General features: G+C 59.2%; 18 protein-coding genes. 12 read left to right on the top strand and 6 right to left on the bottom strand.

Going from position 1 to position 20,732, the window contains the following annotated elements; translation table 11 throughout:
• Both DC522_RS16295 and DC522_RS16300 read left to right on the top strand, forming a co-directional pair.
• On the top strand, positions 1 to 1,071 hold a 1,071-nt coding region (locus DC522_RS16295), incomplete at its 5' end, for an aldehyde dehydrogenase family protein (protein ID WP_116529728.1).
• Between the two features lie 85 nt (positions 1,072 to 1,156).
• Positions 1,157 to 1,909 carry an SDR family NAD(P)-dependent oxidoreductase gene (locus tag DC522_RS16300; protein WP_116529729.1) on the top strand — a complete coding sequence of 251 codons (753 nt, stop codon included), beginning with the start codon at positions 1,157 to 1,159 and terminating at the stop codon, positions 1,907 to 1,909.
• A gap of 169 nt (positions 1,910 to 2,078) precedes the next feature.
• Here the strand turns inward: DC522_RS16300 and DC522_RS16305 are convergent, their stop codons facing one another.
• From DC522_RS16305 to DC522_RS16320, 4 genes are all read right to left on the bottom strand, one after another.
• Complete coding sequence (locus tag DC522_RS16305; RefSeq protein WP_116529730.1) at positions 2,079 to 2,867, bottom strand: DUF2189 domain-containing protein; 789 nt, start codon at positions 2,865 to 2,867, stop codon at positions 2,079 to 2,081.
• 144 nt (positions 2,868 to 3,011) lie between these two features.
• Positions 3,012 to 3,962 carry a zinc-dependent alcohol dehydrogenase family protein gene (locus DC522_RS16310; protein ID WP_116529731.1) on the bottom strand — a complete coding sequence of 317 codons (951 nt, stop codon included), beginning with the start codon at positions 3,960 to 3,962 and terminating at the stop codon, positions 3,012 to 3,014.
• 61 nt (positions 3,963 to 4,023) lie between these two features.
• A complete protein-coding gene (locus DC522_RS16315; protein WP_116529732.1) occupies positions 4,024 to 5,400 on the bottom strand; it encodes an FAD-binding oxidoreductase in 1,377 nt (458 codons plus the stop codon).
• A gap of 48 nt (positions 5,401 to 5,448) precedes the next feature.
• Positions 5,449 to 6,648: a mandelate racemase/muconate lactonizing enzyme family protein gene (locus tag DC522_RS16320; RefSeq protein WP_116529733.1), complete on the bottom strand. Its 1,200-nt coding sequence runs from the start codon at positions 6,646 to 6,648 to the stop codon at positions 5,449 to 5,451.
• Positions 6,649 to 7,090: 442 nt separating this feature from the next.
• Between DC522_RS16320 and DC522_RS16325 the strand changes: the two genes are divergently transcribed.
• From DC522_RS16325 to denD, 4 genes are all read left to right on the top strand, one after another.
• Positions 7,091 to 7,588 carry a TRAP transporter small permease gene (locus DC522_RS16325; RefSeq protein WP_116529783.1) on the top strand — a complete coding sequence of 166 codons (498 nt, stop codon included), beginning with the start codon at positions 7,091 to 7,093 and terminating at the stop codon, positions 7,586 to 7,588.
• Positions 7,585 to 8,868: a TRAP transporter large permease subunit gene (locus DC522_RS16330; protein ID WP_116529734.1), complete on the top strand. Its 1,284-nt coding sequence runs from the start codon at positions 7,585 to 7,587 to the stop codon at positions 8,866 to 8,868. The genes DC522_RS16325 and DC522_RS16330 overlap by 4 nt, the downstream gene beginning before the upstream one ends.
• Positions 8,869 to 8,904: 36 nt before the next feature.
• The gene (locus tag DC522_RS16335; protein WP_116529735.1) at positions 8,905 to 9,915 is read left to right on the top strand and encodes a TRAP transporter substrate-binding protein; all 1,011 of its coding nucleotides are present in this window, start codon (positions 8,905 to 8,907) and stop codon (positions 9,913 to 9,915) included.
• 123 nt (positions 9,916 to 10,038) lie between these two features.
• Positions 10,039 to 11,019 (top strand): D-erythronate dehydrogenase, encoded by a 981-nt coding sequence (gene denD, locus DC522_RS16340; RefSeq protein WP_116529736.1) that lies wholly within the window; start codon positions 10,039 to 10,041, stop codon positions 11,017 to 11,019.
• 48 nt (positions 11,020 to 11,067) lie between these two features.
• On the opposite strand, the gene DC522_RS16345 is transcribed toward denD, so the two are convergent.
• Positions 11,068 to 11,385 (bottom strand): hypothetical protein, encoded by a 318-nt coding sequence (locus tag DC522_RS16345; RefSeq protein WP_116529737.1) that lies wholly within the window; start codon positions 11,383 to 11,385, stop codon positions 11,068 to 11,070.
• Positions 11,386 to 11,723: 338 nt separating this feature from the next.
• Here DC522_RS16345 and DC522_RS16350 point away from each other — a divergent pair, with 338 nt between their 5' ends.
• The 6 genes from DC522_RS16350 to DC522_RS16375 all read left to right on the top strand — a co-directional run bounded on the left by DC522_RS16350 (position 11,724) and on the right by DC522_RS16375 (position 19,465).
• On the top strand, positions 11,724 to 12,194 hold the full coding sequence (locus DC522_RS16350; protein ID WP_116529738.1) for an HU family DNA-binding protein: 471 nt from the start codon (positions 11,724 to 11,726) through the stop codon (positions 12,192 to 12,194).
• Between the two features lie 486 nt (positions 12,195 to 12,680).
• A complete protein-coding gene (locus DC522_RS16355; protein ID WP_116529739.1) occupies positions 12,681 to 15,812 on the top strand; it encodes an AAA family ATPase in 3,132 nt (1,043 codons plus the stop codon).
• 5 nt (positions 15,813 to 15,817) lie between these two features.
• Positions 15,818 to 17,092 (top strand): YcaO-like family protein, encoded by a 1,275-nt coding sequence (locus DC522_RS16360; protein WP_116529740.1) that lies wholly within the window; start codon positions 15,818 to 15,820, stop codon positions 17,090 to 17,092.
• Positions 17,089 to 18,471, top strand: a complete 1,383-nt coding sequence (locus DC522_RS16365) for a TfuA-like protein (protein WP_116529741.1) — start codon at positions 17,089 to 17,091, stop codon at positions 18,469 to 18,471. Before DC522_RS16360 ends, DC522_RS16365 begins: the two co-directional genes overlap by 4 nt.
• A gap of 44 nt (positions 18,472 to 18,515) precedes the next feature.
• Positions 18,516 to 18,965: a hypothetical protein gene (locus DC522_RS16370; protein ID WP_116529742.1), complete on the top strand. Its 450-nt coding sequence runs from the start codon at positions 18,516 to 18,518 to the stop codon at positions 18,963 to 18,965.
• Positions 18,966 to 18,982: 17 nt separating this feature from the next.
• Positions 18,983 to 19,465: a hypothetical protein gene (locus DC522_RS16375; protein ID WP_116529743.1), complete on the top strand. Its 483-nt coding sequence runs from the start codon at positions 18,983 to 18,985 to the stop codon at positions 19,463 to 19,465.
• Between the two features lie 6 nt (positions 19,466 to 19,471).
• Here the strand turns inward: DC522_RS16375 and DC522_RS16380 are convergent, their stop codons facing one another.
• On the bottom strand, positions 19,472 to 20,680 hold the full coding sequence (locus DC522_RS16380) for a hypothetical protein (RefSeq protein ID WP_116529744.1): 1,209 nt from the start codon (positions 20,678 to 20,680) through the stop codon (positions 19,472 to 19,474).
• Positions 20,681 to 20,732 lie beyond the last annotated feature (52 nt).

Below are 20,732 nucleotides of genomic sequence, written 5' to 3' on the forward strand. Positions count from 1 at the left end.
CCGGTCGGCGTGGTCGGCCTCATCACCCCCTGGAACTTCCCGATCGCCATTCCGGCCTGGAAGATCGCCCCGGCGCTGGCCTATGGCAACACGGTCGTGTTCAAGCCGGCTGAGCTCGTGCCCGGTTCCGCGCATGCCCTGTCCGAGATCATTGTTCGCGCCGGCGTGCCCGCGGGCGTGTTCAACCTGGTGATGGGCAAGGGCTCGGTGGTCGGCGAGGCGATGCTGCAGAGCTCGAAGGTCTCGGCCATCTCGTTCACCGGGTCGGTGCCGACCGGGCGCCGGATCGCTCAGACCTGCGTCACGGTTGATCCGATGAAGAAGGTCCAGCTCGAGATGGGCGGCAAGAACCCGATGGTGGTGCTCGACGACGCCGACCTAAAGGTGGCGGTGGAATGCGCCATCAACAGCGCGTTCTTCTCCACCGGCCAGCGATGCACGGCCTCCTCACGCCTGATCGTGACGGAGGGCATCCACGACCGCTTCGTGGCCGCCATGCAGGAGCGGATGCAGGGGCTCGTGATCGACGATGCCCTCAAGAGCGGCACGCAGATCGGCCCGGTGGTGGACCAGAGCCAGCTCGACCAGGATCTCCAGTATATCAAGATCGGCCAGGAGGAAGGCGCCCGGCTCGTGGCGGGTGGTGAACTTCTCAAGCGCGATGCGCCCGGCTTCTACCTGTCGCCGGCCCTGTTCACGGAGGTGGACAACACGATGCGGGTGGCACGCGAGGAGATCTTCGGACCCGTGGCCACCGTCATTCGGGCCAAGGACTATGACGAGGCGCTCGAGCTGGCCAACGACACGCCGTTCGGCCTGTCGTCGGGCATCTGCACCACCAGCCTGAAACATGCCGGCCACTTCAAGCGCCATGCGGAAGCCGGCATGGTGATGGTGAACCTGCCCACCGCCGGCGTGGATTACCACGTGCCGTTCGGCGGCCGCAAAGGTTCGTCCTACGGCCCGCGCGAGCAGGGCCGTTATGCCCAGGAGTTCTACACCATGGTGAAGACGGCCTACGTCTTCGACGGTAACGGACCCTACGTGCCGAAGACGAAGGGCAGCGAGTAAATTCTCGCCCAAGACCCTGGTATCGGGGCGTTGCAGGGCTCGTGCCCTGCAACGCCAAGACTGTCTCAGACGAAACGAGAGTTCCATGACCCAGACGATTTACGGCTCCTTGAAAGGTAAGACGATCCTCATCACCGGCGGTGCCAGCGGCATCGGCGAGAGCATCGCTCGGTCCTTCCATGCTCAGGGCAGCAAGGTCGCTATCCTTGACTACAATGCCGAGGCCGGCGAGGCACTGGCGAAGGAACTCGGCGAGCGGGCGCATTTCGAGCATAACGACGTGCGCGACATCCCGGCTCTTCAGGCGGCCATCCGACGCGCCAGCGAAAGGCTCGGGCCTATCGCCATCCTCGTCAACAATGCTGCGCGCGATGATCGTCACACCATCGATCAGGTCACACCAGAATACTGGCGCGAGCGCTTCGCCACCAACCTCGACCATCAGTTCTTCGCAGCTCAGGCCGTGCTGCCGGATATGGAAAAGGCGGGCGGCGGCTCGATCATCAACATGGGTTCGACCAGTTACATGGTGAGCGACGATTCCTTCGCGGCCTACAAGACCGCCAAATCTGCCGTGGTCGGCCTTACGCGCGCCTTGGCCCGCGAGCTGGGCCCCAAGAACATCCGCGTGAACTGCATCGTACCGGGCTGGATTATGACCCAGCGCCAGATTGATCTCTGGCTCACCCCTGAAGGCGAAAAGGAGCTGCTGAAGCGCCAGTGTGTGAAGCGCAAGCTCGTGCCGCAGGATATCGCCAACTTCGCCCTGTTCCTCGGCTCGGATGATTCTAGTGCCATGTCGGCCCAGACCTACCTGGTCGACGGCGGCTGGGTCTAGAGCACTTTTGGGTGAAGTGGCTCCGGTTCACCGTCGAGAAAGGCGGCCCAGCCAAAAAGAGAGCCGATTCCAGGCTAATGGAATCAGCTCTAGGACGGGAAACTCTATTGTCTTTATCAAAAGGGCCGGCATCATGTGTCGGCCTTCGTCGTGAAGGTCGTCTGTCCCTCTAAGCGACAAGCTTCCGATAGAGATGCCAAGTCGTGTAGCCGAGAACCGGCAGCACCACGAGCATGCCGAGGAACATCGGGAGTGCGGCAATGAACAGCAATACCGCGACGCACAATGCCCATCCCAGCATCGGGACCGGATTGCTGACGACCGAACGGAAGCTCGTGATCATGGCGGTGATGAAATCTACCTCACGATCCAGGAGGAGCGGGAAGGAGACGACGGTGATCGAAAAAGTGACGGTCGCCAGGACAGCACCGATCACATGGCCGACTGCCAGGAAGGCCAGGCCCTCCGGTGTCGAGAAGAAGACACCAGGAAACGATGATCCCGCGGGCAGGCCATGGAGGCCGAAGAACAGGGCAATCAGCAGGCGGACCTGATACATCCAGATGATGAAGATGAAGACCGTGACAAAGGCCATCCAGGAGATTTCTTTGCCTCCTTGGGTCAAAATGGCGCTGAAGACAGCGCGCCAACTCGGCTTCTCCCCGCGTTCCCGGAACCGGCTGACCTCGTAAAGGCCTACCGCAACGAAGGGACCGATCAGCGCGAAGCCGGCCGCAAGGGGATAGACCAGGTAAATAAGGTCCCAGAGGAGGGCGCATCCGAGGATGACCAAGCCTCCCGCAGTGTAAATCGCCCCGAAGAACAAGCCGAACGTCGGATAGGCTTGGAAGTCCCGAAGCCCTGCCGCGAGCGCATCGACCAGATCGTTGAAGCCGATGTGCCGAATGACCGGCTCCTGAGGCCGGCCTGATGTCACAGTCTGCTTATTCTCTGCCATTGATCCCTCCCATGATCCGTTCCGGATTTTTATTGGTTAGGGATAGATTGGCTCCGAACGAGAAGTGGAGCAAGCGCGCCAATGCGTTGACCAGATGGCGGGAGAATCGCCCGAATTTGAGCCGAGGATGTTCCCGTTAAATTTTCATCGTTCGACTTGAAGGATGATCTTTCCCCGCCCGTGCCCTGAGTCCAGTCGCTCATGAGCCTTTGCAACATCCTCGAGCGGAAGCACGGTATCTACAACGACCTTTGCCTGCCGGCGCTCGAACAGCGGCGTCATTTCACGCAACCTTGCGCCCTCTCGTGTCAGGAAGGTACCGAACAGCGTTTGGTTCTTGGTGTAGAGGGCGCTCAGGTCACCGTCGGGTGGAAGGATCGTAGCGATCCGGCCGAACGGTCGTGTCACCAGGGTGCTCATGGAGACATTGCCGCCAGCTGTGTCGAACGACGCATCGACGCCGCGGCTGGCGGTTCCACGCATGATCTGATCGGCCACATCGGCATCGTGGTAATCAATCGCCAAATCGGCCCCAAGCTCGTGCAGGGCAGGGTGATTAGCCTTGCTGGCCGTTGCGACGACCCGCGCCCCTGCGGCTTTGGCGAACTGGATGGCGAAGGAGCCAACACCTCCGGCGCCCCCGTGGATGAGCACAGTCTCGCCGGGCCTGACGTTCAGGCGCCGAACGATGGCCTCCCAGGCCGTGCCTCCCGCCAACGGAATCCCCGCAGCTTCGACATGGCTAAGGTTAGCAGGCTTGTGTGCGACGATTCTGGCAGAAGCGACCGTGTATTCGGCATAGCTCCCGTGGGGATTGCCGAAGATCTCAGGCGTGTAGAACACTTCGTCACCGACTCGGAACCCGGTGACACCGGGTCCGACTTCCTCGATGACGCCTGAGACATCGTAGCCGAGCACGGCCGGGAAGGGGATTTGAGCCCAGGAGCCCGCCTGTCGAATCTTCGCGTCAACAGGATTGGTGCCGGAGGCGACCACCCGCACGACGACCTCTCCCGGACCTGGAGCCGGGCGCTCCCGTTCCTGCAACTTGAATACGTCAGGACCGCCGAACTGGGTGATCACCATCGCGCGCATGCTGCTTTCCTCTGCGTGTCAGATGCTTTGAGGTCTCTGTTGGTTGTACGGGTGGTGTTACTCAGAGCACCCGTCCCGGGTTGAGGATCCCTTCCGGATCGAGGATCTGCTTCATCTTGGCCATCAAGGCGAGCTCAGGCTCGGTTCGGCTTCGATTGAGATAGGGCCGCTTGATGCGTCCAATGCCGTGCTCGGCCGAGATCGAGCCGCCAAGTCTGGAGACCATGTCGTAGACGAGGTTCTGGACGCCTTCCTTGGTATCGCTCGTCATGTCCTTGATGGCTACGTTGATGTGGATGTTGCTGTCGGCCACATGACCGAACACGACCCAGACCGCATCCGGATATTGGCGGGGCATCTCTTGGCGCAGATGTTCCACGGCCTCTGTCATGCGATCGAGAGGCACGCTGACGTCGAAGCGAATTTCCTCCGGCAGAAAGCGCCCATACTCGTAAGGCGTTTCACGATAGGCCCAGAAGCGGTTGCGGTCGGCCCGCGATTGGGCGACGACAGCATCCTTGATAAGGTCCTGCTCGTAGAAATCGCTCAAAAGCGTGGAGAAGGCTTCGCTTCCTGCGGGCTCTTCGCCCATATCGGCTTCGATCAGAAGCGTCAGGTCATGGTCTTCTTCGAAAGCTGGCGACAGGCCGCAGATCTGTGTCGCGACCATCATGAATTCCCGCCACATGGCCTCGAAGACGAGCAGGCGTCCCGGATAGGATTGCTGGAACCTGCGCAATACCGCGAGGGCATCATCGAAGCTGCTGACGGCGCACAGGGCCGTTTGCACGCCTTGTGGCTTCGGATGAAGGCCGATCACGACCCGGGTGATAACGCCCAAGGTTCCCTCGCTGCCGATGAAGAGCTGCGTCCAATCGTATCCGGCATTGTTCTTCAGCATCTTGTTGAGCGAGCGGACGACGGTGCCATCCGCGAGCACCGCTTCCAAGCCGAGCGTGTTGCGTCGGGCCATGCCGTAGCGCAGCACTTGGTTGCCGCCCGCATTCGTGGCAATGTTGCCACCAATGGTACAGCTGCCGCGCGCGCCGAGATCAATGCCACAGAGAAAGCCCGCATCCTCGGCAGCCTGCTGCACAACGGCGAGAGGGGTGCCTGCAAGAGCCGTGAGTGTGGCGCTGGCCGGGTCGATCTCCTCGATGCCGGTCATGCGCTCGAGAGACAACGCAATTTCACCGCTTTGGGGATGAGCGCCGCCTGCAAGGCCAGTCAATCCGCCTTGGGTAACCACCGGCTGGCGGTGTTCATGGCAGATCCGTAGTGCTGTCGCGACATCTTCCGTGGTCTGGGGAAGAATCAAGGCCTGCGGGGCAACGGGCTGCAAACCGCTCGCATCGGCATGGTTGCGGGCAGGGATGTCGGCCCCAAGACGAACCTGGGGTCCGAGGGCGGCGACGAGGGCTTCAATTACATTGCTCATTGAATTCACACTTTGAAACTATGGAGCGTGCATTCGGGCCGGGCACGATCAGGAAGCGTCCGTCATGCGCACGATGGCATCCGGCCGTTTCCAGAGATCCGGCAGTAATTCAAGCCCGAGACCCGGCTTCATGTTCACTGTCACTTCTCCGTTGGAGACTGTCGGCAGCTCCGTCACGAGTTCGGTATACCAGCCTGTATAGAACGCGCGGACACTTTCCTGGATCAGCGCGTTGCGGGCATGAAGCGAGAAATGGCAGGAGGCAGCATAGACGACCGGGCCTGTGCAATCGTGAGGGGCCACCGGGACATGCCAGGCTTCCGCCAAGGCTGCGATCTTGCGGGCTTCCGTGAGACCGCCGCACCAAGACAGGTCGAGCATGGCTACGCCGGCAACTCCGGTCTCAAGGTACTCCCGGAAGGCATGTGTATAGGACAAAGTCTCCGAGGCGCAGACCCAGGCTTTCGAGTGCTGCGCGTACTCCTTCAGGTCACCGATATTGTCGAGGCGGAAAGGATCCTCGTGCCAATAGGTGTTGAACTCCGCAAGAGCTCCGGCCAGTTTCTTGGCCATCGGTAGGCTCCACAGGGAGTGGAACTCCACCATGATGTCCATCTTGTCGCCGACGGCCTTGCGGATCTTGGCAAAGGGTTCAAGCGCGGTTCGTAGCTCGTCAGGTGAAATGTCATAGCCCTGACTGCGCTCCGCGGCGACGTCGAAGGGCCAGATCTTCATCCCGGTGATGCCCTGCTCCAGCAGCGAGTGAGCCAAGTCGTCGGCATGATGCAAAAAGGCTTCAAGATCCTCGTAGTCTCCCTCTGCCTGTCCAATGCCCCAGTTCGCCACTTTCTGAGCGCGGCTGTCGCGAATGTATCGGTAGCCGGCGCAGGTGTTATACACCCGGATCCTGTCGCGCGAGCGGCCGCCGAGCATGTCGCAGATGGGCTTGCCGTGCGCCTTGCCGAAGATGTCCCACAGGGCGATGTCGATGGCCGAGTTGCCGCGGGTTTCCACGCCCGCCGAGCGCCAGCCGAGATAGTTTTGAAGATCGCGGTTGATGCCTTCGATCTGGAGCGGATCGCGGCCGATCAGCTTCGCCGCGACGGTTTCGTGGATATAGGCTTCCACCGCCGCAGCCCCCATGAAGGTTTCTCCGAGGCCGATAAGTCCTTCATCCGTGTGGAGGCGAATCCAGACAATGTTCGCGAACTCCTGGAGCCGAATGGTTTCGACGCGGGTGATCGTCATTGGATCCTCTTATGTCTAATTCTAGACCACGGTGGCGAGCAGAAGAGATTGGCTGCTCACTTGTTGTGCAATCCATATGCACGTGACCTCCATGATATCCACCGACGCGAAGAATGCAGGCAGGTAGCCATAAGTATAGTATGAAACAAAGAAACATCTCGTGTGGCTCTCATGGCGGCTGTGCCATACTAGGCAAGGGGATTGCAAAGAGGAGAGGGTGAAACCTTCTGTGGAAGCCTTATCCTGGAGATCCTTGCGTAAGATGCGCTCATCTGCTCAAGATGCGCTCTCAGACGGATGCTTGAGCACGGGAACATCTTCGCCGGCGGACTGACTTGAATAATCACCCCTGGCGAACAGAATAATAGCGAACCGGCAAAGCAGGTTGGGAGGAAATGTGAACAGGGTCGGGGCCTTCTTCTTCAAGGGCTTGGAAGGAATCATGGTCCTTCTGTTAGCCAGCATGGTTGTCATGGTCTTTGGCAACGTCGTGCTGCGTTATCTCTTTGATACGGGCATCGACATTTCCGAAGAGCTGTCGCGCTTCTTCTTTGTCTGGTTGACCTTCATCGGCGCCGTGGTCGTTGGACGCGAGAACGCGCATCTGGGTGTTGAGACCCTGGTGTCGAAGCTTGGCGATAATGGCCGCAAAGTCTGCATGGTCCTGTCCGATCTGTTCGTGATCCTATGTTGCGCCGTCTTCTTTTGGGGAACCTGGCTGCAGGCCGAGATCAACGCCTCGAACTATGCCCCCATTACCGAAATCTCCATGCTCTGGGTTTATGGCATCGGCTATTTCACGAGTCTCGGCTTAGGAGCGATGGCTCTGTTCAGAATTCTGCGCGTGCTCACCGGACGTATCAGCGAGCATGAGCTCCGGGCGTTTGCCGGTGATTACAGTGATGATGAAGCGCATGCCCTGAGGGAGCGTCTCGAGTGACGATCGTCGTTTTTCTCGTATCCCTGCTTGGGGCCATGGCACTCGGCATGCCGATCGCCTTCTCACTCATCGTCTGCGCGCTTGCTCTCATGCTTTGGCTCGGCAATTTCGACAGCCAGATCGTGGCGCAGAACCTGATCATCGGCGCGGATAACTTCCAACTCCTCGCGGTTCCGTTCTTCCTGCTCGCCGGCGAGATTATGAATGTCGGCGGCTTGTCGAAGCGCATCGTCAATTTCGCGCTCGCGTGCCTGGGGCATATCCATGGTGGGCTTGGCTATGTCGCTATCGTCGCAGCGCTGATTCTCGCCGCCCTGTCAGGCTCGGCTGCCGCGGATACGGCGGCGCTCGCGGCCATCCTGATCCCGATGATGCGCAATGCTGGCTATGATATCCCGCGCTCTGCCGGCCTCATCGCCGCTGGCGGCATTATTGCACCCGTGATCCCGCCGTCCATCGGCTTCATCGTCTTTGGCGTTGCTGCCAACGTGTCGATTTCGCAGCTGTTCCTGGCGGGCGTCGCTCCCGGCGTGATGATGGGGCTTTCTCTCGTCGTCGCGTGGTGGATCGTCAGCCGGAAAGACAAATTGAAGACCACCCCTCGAACCACCATGCGGGAGCGGGGAAAGGCCTTTGTCGATGGCTTTTTCGCTCTCCTCATGCCCGTGATGATCCTCGGCGGCATCAAGTGGGGTATTGTTACGCCGACGGAAGCAGCTGTGCTGGCGGCCGTCTACGCTCTCATCATAAGCATGTTCGTTTATCGCGAGCTGAAGCCGTCCATGCTCTATGGGATCTTCCTGACGGCCGCCAAAACAACGGCCGTGGTGATGTTCCTCGTAGCGGCGGCGCTGGTTTCTGCCTGGCTCATCACCCAGGCGAATATTCCGGCGGAGATCGGGAGCCTGATCCAGCCGCTCATGGGCAATAAGACCCTGCTCATGTTCGCGCTGATGTTCCTGGTGGTCATCGTGGGCACGGCGCTAGATTTCTCGCCGACGGTGCTGATCCTAACGCCGGTCCTGATGCCTATCGTCAAGCAGGCGGGCATCGACCCGGTCTATTTCGGCGTCCTGTTCATCATCAACAATGCAATCGGGCTGATCACGCCGCCGGTGGGCATCGTGCTCAACGTGGTGAGCGGAGTCGCCCGCGTCCCGATGGGAGCTGTGATCAAGGGGGTCAATCCTTTCCTGATCGCGCAGCTCATAGTGCTCGTCCTGCTCATCATCTTCCCAGACCTGGTGATGGTGCCCCTGTCATGGCTGCGGGGGCGGTGAGCAGAAGGGAAAGAAGAACCGAGAGAGGAAACTATCATGAAGACATTGAAATTCGCACTCGCTGCAGGCGTCGCCATGACGCTCCTGTCCGCAGTGCCGGCCGCCGCGCAGTTCACGGAACGCAATATCCGCCTGTCCAACGGCGTGAATGAGGATCATCCCAACGGCAAAGGCGTCGAGAAGTTCAGAACCTGTCTCGCCGACAAGTCCGGCGGCAAGCTGAAGGTCCAGGGCTTCTGGGGCAACGCTCTCGGCGGTGACCTCCAGGCGACCCAGGCCCTTCGTTCGGGCACGCAGGAGATGGTCGTCACCTCCAGCTCGCCGCTCATTGGTATCCTGCCGGATCTCGGCGTCTTCGATCTGCCGTTCCTTTTCGCCAACGAGAAGGAGGCCGACACCGTCCTCGATGGTCCGTTCGGGAACTACATCAATGGTAAGCTCGAGACGGTCGGCCTCGTCAATCTGGCTTATTGGGAAAACGGCTTCCGCAATCTCACGAATTCCCGCCGCCCGGTGGAGAAGTGGGAAGACTTCAAGGGCCTGAAGGTCCGCGTCATGCAGAACAACGTGTTCCTCGACACGTTCAAGAACATGGGTGCGAATGCCGTGCCGATGGCCTTCGGCGAGGTGTTCACGGCTCTCGAAACCAAGGCCATCGACGGCCAGGAGAACCCGTTCGTGACCATCGACACCTCCAAGTTCTACGAGGTGCAGAAATACCTGTCGGTCACCCGCCACGCCTATACGCCGTTCCTGGTGCTCTATTCCAAGAAGCTGTGGGACGGGCTGTCGAAGGACGAGCAGGCGGCCCTGAAGGAATGCGCCGTCGTTGCCCGCGACGAGCAGCGCAAGGCCTCCCGCGAGCTGGGTCAGGCCTCGCTCGAGAAGATCAAGGGTGAGGGAGTCATCGTCAACGAGCTCAACGAGCAGGAGGCCAATCGCATGCGCGAGCAGGCTAAGCCTGTATGGGAAAAGCACGCCTCCACCATCGGTCCGGAGACCGTGAAGATGATGCAGGACGAACTGGATAAGATTCGCAAAAAGTAAAGCATCCCGATCCAAGTCACACGATACTGCCCGGGATGCTGACGCCCCGGGCAGTTTACCTGTCCTTTCCTTCTGACCCGGGTGCCCGTGTTACGCCGGATGTTTTGAACGAAGTTTTTGATCATGCAGATTCTTATTCTCGGGGCGGCCGGCATGGTCGGCCGCAAGCTTACCGAACGACTCTTCAAGGAAGGGCAGCTGAACGGGCAGGCGATCACGCGCATGGTCCTGCACGACGTGGTGGAACCTCAGGCGCCACAGGCTCCCTTCGAGATCACGACGCTCACCTCCGATTTTTCCCAACCAGGTGAGGCGGAGAAGCTCGTAGCAGGCCGGCCCGACATCATCTTCCATCTCGCCGCCATCGTGTCCGGCGAGGCCGAAGCTGATCTGGAGAAGGGCTACCGGATCAATCTCGACGGGACACGCTATCTGTTCGATGCTGTTCGGCATATCGGCGATGGTTATTACCCACGCCTTGTTTTCACATCCTCTATCGCGGTCTTTGGTGCTCCGTTTCCGGAGGCGATCGGTGACGAATTCTTCCTCACGCCGCTTACCAGTTACGGAACACAAAAGGCCATCGGTGAATTGCTGCTGGCCGATTATACGCGGCGAGGCTTCTTCGATGGCATCGGCATCCGTCTGCCTACGATCTGCGTCAGGCCGGGCAGGCCCAACAAGGCGGCCTCAGGCTTTTTCTCGGGCATCATTCGCGAACCCTTAAGCGGACAGGAGGCCGTGTTGCCTGTGCCGGAGGATGTGCGACACGCCCATGCGTCGCCACGCTCCGCCGTTGGCTTCCTCATGCATGCGGCTACCATCGATACTGCGAAGATCGGTCCCCGGCGCAATCTGACGATGCCGAGCGTCTCGGTGACCGTAGCGGAGCAGATCGAGGCCCTGCGGCGCATTGCGGGCGAGAAGGTGGCCGCGAGAATCCGCCGTGAGCCCGATCCTGACATCATCCGCATGGTGTCGGGATGGGCGCGCCGCTTCGACGCCAGCAGAGCCGAGAGCCTCGGCTTCCAAGCAGAGAAGAGCTTCGACGAGATCATCCGCCAGTACATTGAGGACGAACTTGGCGGCAAGATCGTGAGCTGACGGCTGCAGTGGCGGTGCCATGATAAGCGCCACCCAGCCAGCGTATGCTCAGCAGTTGGTCTCCTGCTTTGTGGTCGTGCCCGTCACATCGGTCTTTTGCTGTGTGGTCGTCGAGCATCCGACAGTTCCTGTCGTGCCAACATCCCGATGTTCAATGGTGACATTCTGCTGATCCGGGCCGGATGCCGCGCCACCAACGGCGCCGCCGACGCCAGCCCCAACTGCTGCTCCAACGGGTCCTCCAACTGCGGCACCAGCCGCGCCACCGGCCGCCGCGCCCGCTGCGGCGCCTCCGGTCTCTGCCATGGCCAGCGTTGGGAATATCAAGCTCGCTGCAACGAGAGTGACTTTCATGCTGATACGCATCGGTGCTTCTCCATGTGAGCCAACCGCGGACTGCGTTTCCTGCTCACTTAACGGCAGTCGCATCAGTGCGTTTCAGCTTGGCTTGTCCGGTGCAGTTGGTGATTCTGACCTCCGATGGGAAGGGGCTCCGGACAATAGCGGCGGAAAGGCCTATTGGGGCCTGATCGGTGGTATCTTGGCGGGCTCTACTGGCCTGTAACGACATCGATCAAGGTTATTGACGTGTTTTTGCGACATTTGCCTTGTGGAAACACGATTCTGACAACTTGGAACTTTGTTCCCAAGCACTATGCAGATAATGCTATTTAGTATGCACGTGGCCTCGAAAGGAGTTTCCAGTGGCAAAAGCAGCAACGAAGAAAGCGCCGGCCCGCAAGGCCGCAGCTACAAAGACCGCAGCAAAGAAGACCACCGCCAAGGCGGCAGCTAAGGCAGTTGCCAAGAAGCCCGCCAAGGCGGCCGCTTCCAAGACCACGGCAAAGGCTGCCGTGAAGGCCGTGAAAAAGGCAGCCAAGGGGCCGGCGACAACGAACGGTATCCTGACGCTGCGTCACATCGCTGAGGCGTTGTCCGAGATGCACGAGCTTCCGAAGCGCCAAGTGAACGAGATGATGACCCAGGTCATCGACTTCATTGCCAAGAGCCTGAAGAAGGGTGAGAAGATCCGCCTCACGGGCCTCGGCATCCTGCAGGTTCGCAAGCGCGCCGCTCGCATGGGCCGCAATCCGCAGACCGGTGAACCCGTGAAGATCAAGGCTTCGAAGAAGATCGCCTTCCGCGCTGCGAAGGACCTCAAGGAGTCCATCTAAGCCTCAAGGCAGCGGTGCTGCATACCTGCCGCACCGCTGCCATACCGAGCTGTTCCTGCATACACCATTGCTTCCTGCAGTCAGCGGCCCATGCCGACGATAATTCCTGCTGATCAGCTAGGCGAAGCTGTACTGGTTCGTTCGGCCTGGAGGCCTCGAGCCCTTAAATGAACTTTAAAGAAACTTTGGCTTCCGAGCGGCTATAGCACTCCCGAGCTGGCTTCGATAACTCCGCCGGCCTCTGAGTTTTCCCTAAATCTCAAGCTCTATCTAGAGCATCGTGCGGAACCGCAGGTCCGCGTCAGCGAAAAGTGGATCCGGTTTTCCGCTCAAATGATGCGCTATCTCTAGAAGGGAGCATCGGATGGGTCCCAAAAGTGCAAATCCACTTTTGGGTCCGATGCTGTAGACGGCTCTGTGAGAATGAGCCGCCTGACACCTCCTGAATGAATCGTGCTATATTGCGCTGCAACGGGGTCGCAGCGGATGCCACAGCACATCCTATCGGCGCAATTGGCGAGTACGGCCGAGAGACGGCAGGTCACTGCGCTCGCGTATGATCTCGTCGGCTCTACCCGCCTTGCCGAGCGGCTTGATCCGGAGGATATGCACGAACTCCTCCAGGGCTTCCACCGGATGTGCACTGCCGCCGTCGAGGAGTTTGGGGGCAAGGTCAACCGGTACATTGGCGATGGTGGGATGGCCTATTTCGGCTATCCAACGACTTATGAGAATGCGGCCGAGCGGGCCATCCAGGCGGGCCTCGCCATCATAGAAAGATGCGCTCATCTCAGCCATGCAGAATATAGCGGCAGGATCGCATTGAGCGTTCGCGTCGGCATCGCTACGAGCAAGGTCGTTGCGGGCGACATGGCTGGGGATCGGGGCTTCGGGACCGATGAGGTCGTTGGCATCGCGCCCCATCTTGCTGCCCGCCTTCAGAGTGCGGCAGCACCGAACTCCGTTCTTGTCAGCGAAGCGACCCGTCGGCTCGTCGGAACCATGTTCCGCTTCGGGCACCGTCAGGACCTGCAGCTGGCCGGTTTCTCCCAATTACAGCAGGCCTGGACTGTCCTGCGAGCCCGACGTCCACAAACACGCTTCGAAGGATTCCATTCACGGGGTGATACCCCTTTTCTCGGAAGGGATGCCGAACTCGCAGTCATAGCGGATCGGTGGCAGCGCGTGCAAAACCGTCAGGGGCAAACGATCCTCCTCACCGGCGATCCTGGCATCGGCAAATCCCGCGTTGCAGCCGAAATTCGCGCAAGCTTGGGTCACGATGCCGCTCTCGTGCTCAGCTTCCAGTGTTCGCCCCTTCATGTTTCGACACCGCTCCATCCTGTTAAGGCATCCCTCGAACGGGCCTTACTGATGCGCACGGGGCGGCTGCATCATCTTCCAAAGGGGAGGCTGAGCCGCCTCCTGAACCTTCCTGTGCCGCCCATGCCGGACGCGGCATCCATCCTCATGGGCGTCCTGTTCCCGCACCAGGAGGGGGGGATCGAGGCCAAGCCACATGACAACGCCGAACAGATCAAGGAGGAGACCTTTACGACCCTGCTCGAGATCATCGCGCGCCTGACCGGCCGTGGTCCTCTTCTTATGATTGTCGAGGATGTTCAATGGATCGACCCAAGTTCATTGGAGCTTCTCGACCGTCTGATTTGCAAAATCGTTGACCTACCGGTGCTGTTAACTGCGACAGCACGCCCGACCTTCACGGCACTTGAATCCTCTGACACCCGGCATCTGACGAGAATTGAGCTATTACCACTGACGGAGAACGCGGCAACTGCTCTTGTTGAGCACATTGCCGGCTCTTCCCATGTCCCGGCTGCGGAACTGGAGCGCATCATTGACCGCTCCGAGGGTAACCCCTTCTTTCTTGAAGAATTGACGCGAACGTTTCTGGATCAGAAGGAGACAAAGGATCGAGAGCCTAGTATGGGTCATTCCGGCGAGTTACCGATATCTCTCATGGATGTCCTTTCTGCTCGCCTCGACCAGTCCGGTCCCGGTAAGCAGATTGCGCAAGTGGCAAGCGCAATCGGACGCAGGTTCCCGCACAGTTTGCTGCAACAGGCAACGCAACTCGACGAGGAGGAGCTCAATGCTGGTCTCACCCGATTGTACGAGCGCGGCGTGATCGCTCCCGAGCATGACGTGCCGGAGCATTCGTACAGCTTCAGGCATGCGCTTCTACAGCAATGCGCCTATGACAGCATGGTGAAGGCTACTCGTCAGAAAATCCACCGACGTCTGGCCCACATTCTGGAAGCGGCCTCCGCCGAGCCTGAAATTCTCGCGCGTCATTACACTGAAGCCGGCATGCCCCTGGAGGCGATTGCTCAGCTCCGGCTCGCGGGTCGGCGTGCTGCGTTACGCTCCGCTAATCTGGAGGCTGTCGATCTTCTGACGCGGGCTTTGTCCCTCTGCAACGAACTCGAGCCCGGGCAGGAGCGGAACGAGACGGAACTCGACATCTGCCTTGCTTTCGGTCCGCTCCTGATTTCGACCGTTGGTCCCGGTGCCGATGAGGTCCAGGAACTCTACAGGCGGGCCATTGCGCTTTCAGACAGTCGTCCGACCGATAAGCGTCGCTTCACGGCTTACTGGGGATGGTGGCGCACAGCTCCAGACTTCAAAGCCATGCGTGAACGCGCTGATCAGTTGTCAACCATCGTCCAAGATCTTGCCGATCCCCATTTGGCCCTTCAGGCCCATCACTGCCAATGGGCGACACTCTTTATGCTCGGGGAACAGGAAAGATGCTGCGAGCACATCAAGGAGGGACTGGCCCTTTATGATGCAGTGGAACATCGGCACGACGCCATTCTCTATGGCGGTCATGATCCAAAGGTCTGTGGCTTAGGCGAGCAGGCGTTGTCCCTTTGGTTGCAGGGATACCCCAGACGTTCACTGGCTATCATCAAGGCTTGCGCCCGGCATGCTGCCACGCTCGATCATCTGGCCAGCAAGACCCATTTCGAAGAGGCTGAACTCAATCTCCTTCACTACCACCGCGACGTGGAGTCCGTGAAGGGCCGAGCTGCACGCATGCTTCATTTCGCGGAGAAACTGAGCTTCCGGGACATTGCCGCGAAGGCGGAGATCTTCGGTGGATGGGCGGCATCGCTGAGCGGCGATCTCACCGAAGGCATTGCGTCAATCGAGCGCGGTCTCGAGACACAGAGGATCATCGGCACGCAGGAGGACTTCCCCGCCTATCTGGAGATGCTTGCAGAAGCCTGCGCACTTGGGGGTGAGTTTTCTCGCGGGCTTGAGGCGATCGAGGAGGCCATCAGCATCGCAAACGAAACCGGCTTGCGCTACTGGATCGCGGAAATCCTACGACGAAAGGGCGATCTTCTCTCTTCCCTAGGTCGAAAGGAGGAGGCTCTTCGCTGTTATGACGAGGCTATTGCGGCTGCAAAATCCCAGAATGCGAACGCCCTTCTCTTGCGTGCGGCGACCAGCCGAGCGACTGCTCTCGCAGACACAGACTTGAGAGCTACGGGCATTTCACTTCTCAAGACTGCTCTTGCGAGAATACCCGAGGCAACACCGACACGGGACAAGGCCGTGGCGATGGATCTTCTAGCCCGGCTGCGGTGAATTTCATGTACAAGACCTTCGCCGTGACAGTCAACGAAACCGGAACTCCTTCGAGGAAGGCGGCTTTGTCGAAGGTCTATTGTTCAGGAACCCATCGCGCAGTCGAGCCAAGGGAGACCCTGGACCGGTTGGGTCGCTTCTATGGCGCGTTTGGCATTACCCGTGTCGCGGATATCACGGGGCTTGACTCCATCGGGATTCCCGTCGCGGTCGCTACTCGTCCCGGTTCACGCTCGAACATCACGTTCCAAGGTAAGGGACTGGATCGCACAGCAGCGAAAGTCTCCGCCGTCATGGAAGCTGTTGAGACCTGTTGCGCGGAGCGAATTTCTGGCCCTCTGGTCTGGGCCAGCCCAAGTGAGATGCGGCAAGCAGGTCGACACATCGTGGATTTCAGTCATCTCAGCTTTCGCCTGGGGGCGCGCTTCTCGGCAGAAACCCGCATTCTGTGGTTCGAGGGGCAGCACTTAATCGGTGGAGGGACCTGCTGGCTTCCATTTGAGAGCGTTCACACCAATTTCACCCTTCCGGCGCCAGCTGGCAGTGGCTACTTCGTGGCAAGCACGAATGGCCTCGCATCGGGAAACGATCGTCGTGAAGCGCTCGTCCATGGCCTCTGCGAGCTGATCGAGCGTGATGCGCAGGTTCTCTTCTCTCTCGCTTCGGAGGGCATCGACAGCCGGCGCCTCGATCTCACGTCGGTTGACGATCCGGATGCAGCGGCTGTGCTGTCACAGATCTCGGGGAGGGGCTTCGTTGTCGCCGTATGGGATCTAACGTCAGATATCGGCCTCGCGGCCTTCAAGTGCCACATTATGGAGAGGCACGGTGGTCCAGGCCTCATGCCGTTGCCTGCCGAAGGACATGGGTGTCACCCCGATAAAAGGGTCGCACTCATGCGAGCGGTTCTCGAAGCCGTTCAATCCCGTGCCACGATCATCGCGGGCAGCCGAGACGACGTGGGTCCTGCTCTTTATGCGCGGTTCGATGATATGGCGGATCTGGCCCGCTGGCGTGAACGCCTCGGCTCGGATGCGTCAGCCTGTAGCTTCGGCAATGTTCCCCACGCCTATCATGCGACTGTGGATGAGGACATCGACCACATCGTTGAGCGCCTCCGGAGAGCAGGGCTCAACGACGTCATTGTCTCCGACCTTCAACCAGACGAATCTATTCCAGCCTCCGTCGTCCGTGTCGTCGCGCCGGGTCTTGAGGGGCCTCTTGATCCTGGTGTCGCTCTGGGACACCGCGCCCGCGCTCAAATGGAGCGGATCTCATGAGCGTGGTTGTATTCTGCGGCCCGACCATCTCGGCTGCCGAGGTCCATGAACAGATCAACGCGATCTGCCTCCCACCGGCCAAGCATGGCGACATCCTGCGGGCAGTGGAAATGTCACCGAAACCGCGCGTGATTGCGATTATCGATGGATTCTTCCGAACCGTTCCGGCTGTGCGGCACAAGGAAATTCTTTGGGCTCTCCATCAGGGCGTTCATGTTTTCGGTGCCGCCAGCATGGGGGCCCTACGGGCAGCGGAACTCTGCGAATTTGGGATGGTGGGTATCGGCTCCATCTTCGCTGACTATCATTCAGGCCTGATCGAGGATGATGACGAGGTGGCCGTAGAGCATGGGCCGGCCGAACTCGGCTTTCTGCCGCTCAGCGAAGCGATGGTCGACATCCGGGCAACGCTCGACGCTGCTCTGCGCGGTCGCGTCATCGGTCAAGAGATGAAAAACCATCTCATCGATCTGGCGAAGAAGCTGTTCTATGCAGATCGGTGCTGGCCCGATCTCATCAGTCGAGCCCGAACTTCGGGACTCGACAGCTCGGAACTCGACGCCTTTGAAGTGTGGTTGCCGATCGGCCGGGCTAGTCGCAAGCGTAGAGATGCGTTGGAGATGCTAGCCGAGGTCAGTAATTTTATTGCAGCTGATCCTCCCCCATTCAAAGCAAATTTCACATTCGAACGAACAGAAGTCTGGGATTGCGATCACGAGGCCGCTCACAGTCTTCCGCAGGTTATTGGAAATGGGGCCAATACGCTTCTGGTGCAGGACATTCTCGACGAGCTCCGGTTGATCCCGGGCGATTATGCACGCGTAAAGCGGGAGGCGCTGGCCCGCGCCCTTTCGATCCGCGAAGCGCGCAGACAGGGGATCGATGCCGGTCCCGACGAAAAGGAGAGGGCACTCCGAACATGGCTTCGCGAGCGTCGCGCAGGATTGCAGCGGGCTCTCGAAGACAACCGGCTTGGTGATGCGGAGTTGGAAACTTTCCTCAACGAGGAGGCGCTCGTCCACTGGACGGAAGCAGCGTTGGAGCAAGTCGTTCAAAGCAACCTTCTCAACACGCTGCGCTCCCGTGGATGGCTTGCTGCTCTCATCGAGCGTGCCGAGGCCAAGCAGCTTGCGCTTCGCGCCCTGGGCAAGGAAGGAGCAACAACGCAAACGAGTGGCATATCCCCCACTGCTCTGCTCGGCTGGTTCTGGCGTCAGACGTTCCCTGGACAGATTCAGATGGGGCCCTCAGAGACACTGGCGCAAAAGATGGGATTCGCTGAGGTATCCGAGATGAATAGGGCGCTTCTTCGGGAGTATCTCTTTCGCAAATACAGCGAAGAGCATTGTATTCCAATAAGGAGTAGCGGCTTGACTTGAGGTTGATCTTACCCTGACATAGTCGAGCAGCAGGAGAGGCGTCAATGACCAACTTGGTCGAAGTCACCCAGAGCAGACCTGTCCCAGCGAGCTACCAGTACAGTCCTGCACGCATCACGCTATATGGCGTTCCCATCTTGGCACTGGAGTTGGGTGACCAGGGAACGATCATTTGCACTCCTGATCCTCCCCATCCGGACCAGACATTGGCTCTGATCTATGGCTTCTGTTACCAGGGGCATTGCTATTCCCTTCCTGAGCCGGTGATCGTCCTCGTCCGAGGGACTGGACGAGCTGCTGATGGCTGCGGATGGGAGAACCAGGATTATTTTGCCTGGGATGTCGACAAGTCTAACCAAACCATCCAGCTCCAAGCTCGCGGGGACTCGTTCGAGGAATTGATCCTCAATCGCAATCTCAACACCACGAAGCAGCCGATCGCCTATTCGATTGCTCATCAAATGGCACATCGGGGCGGCAAGCTTTCCGAATAAAGCGTGGAGATGCTGCGATGACAAGCGTGTTCGGCTTCTTCTTCGGCAGGTTGGATGAGGGGCGTCGGTTCACGAAAATTGTCAATGTTCCAACGGGTATCACCAGTGTCACTGCCCGGAAATTCAGGGTGAAGCTCGTCAGCCCGCCGCCTCAAGACCCGGATGAAGATTCTCTTTATGCGGAGGTGTCCGCAATCATACGTGGGGCCGAACATGCAATTGAGCGCGTCATATACTCGGAGTACCAAGATTATCACGACTTGAAGCAGGTGCCCCAATTGCCTGAAAATTTCTGTGAGGGAAACGTGAGAGGAAAGAAAGTGGATCTCTACGCTTGTCTTCCGGAATACGAGGTTTGCGATGAGGATTGGGAGGCCGAGCCGCTGGAAATCTCTCCACCTGTTTCTTCCGTCGGATTTCTGGTCGAGATAGATCTTATCATTTGCGATCTCCCGGTCGGGACGAGCATCAGGGGCGTCGTTGCCCTGAGCGATAGGTGAGCTTAGTCATCGGAACTCAGGTGCTCTCACTGACACATCAATTCCTCTCCATTGAAAGATTGCCCGGATTTCGTCTTGGTGACGCTCTCCCGCGATGGTCCGACAGGCATCCAGGAGCGCAGCTCCGAAGCTTTCGAACGTCAATTGATCGGGTGTGATCGCCTGCCAGGCCGAGACGAGGCAGTGTCCGAAGATATCGCGCGCCTCCATGAGGGCGGCCTTGAAAGCAAAGTGCCGGTTTTCGTAGCGGCGTGCAAAGGTTTCTGAGACCTGGCCGGCCCATTGTTCATGGGTCTTCGTTTCAAAAGTCCGTGTCCACAGATCCGGCGGGATGAGCCCACGGTACTCGAGTTCCGCCGCATACAGATAAACGATGATATCGAAGCACGCACCGGTGAGGGGGCGCGATAGATCATGGGGCTCCGGAGACACCTCCCACATTTTTGCACTATTGCTCGCTATGCGGATCTGCTTCGTCTCCGAAATTTCGGCCAGGCGGTTGAGTTCGTTGAGTGTATAGATGTTGCCCCGACAGGCCCGCAACAGCCTGTCGAGAACGGAGTCGAAATGCAGGAGGCCGATCAAGGCCGTGACGTCGGCGCAAGCCTCATGGAAGGCGCGGAATATGAGCGGCATCGGTCCGGCGGCGGGAAATCCCACCATTGAGAAGACGATGGTGTGTCCTATCTCGTGCGCGATGACGTCGAAGTTGAGCCCATAAGGGTGGATCACACCTTCGGTCGAGGAAAGCCTGCCAAACTCGATATAGCCGTAACCCGATTGAGCATTGTCCCAATTGATCAAGGGAATGATCTCAAGGCGCGGATAGTCTAGACGGAACGGCCATTCGATCCTCCGTCCCAGATAACTTTCGAAGATGTCGAGGACACGGCGCACAGAGCCGTACATGTGAACCGCGAGAAACTCGCGGGAGCCGGGAGAAAAGTGGGCGAAGTGCCCATTCGCATCCGGCTCGACGGGAGCACGAGTGGGACCATAATAGGGAGGGAGATAGGGAAATGCGTAGGGCTCATCCTTGTCGATGGCGTCGATGACATACATGCGATCATCTGCCGGTCCCGGCCCGATGCTCCCGGCGGGCGGCGACAGCCAAACGACTTCAGGCTCGGCAAACCCAGCCAGAAAAGGTGCCTGTGGAAAGAGGCGTACGCGTGTTCCGAATTCCCGGTCTCGATCAGCGTAGTAAAGCACCATAGCGAACTCGAGGTCGGCTGGTTTCGATCGATTGCGACAGAGTGGTCCCAAA

The organism is Microvirga sp. KLBC 81, from assembly GCF_003075415.1.
GTDB lineage: Bacteria > Pseudomonadota > Alphaproteobacteria > Rhizobiales > Beijerinckiaceae > Microvirga.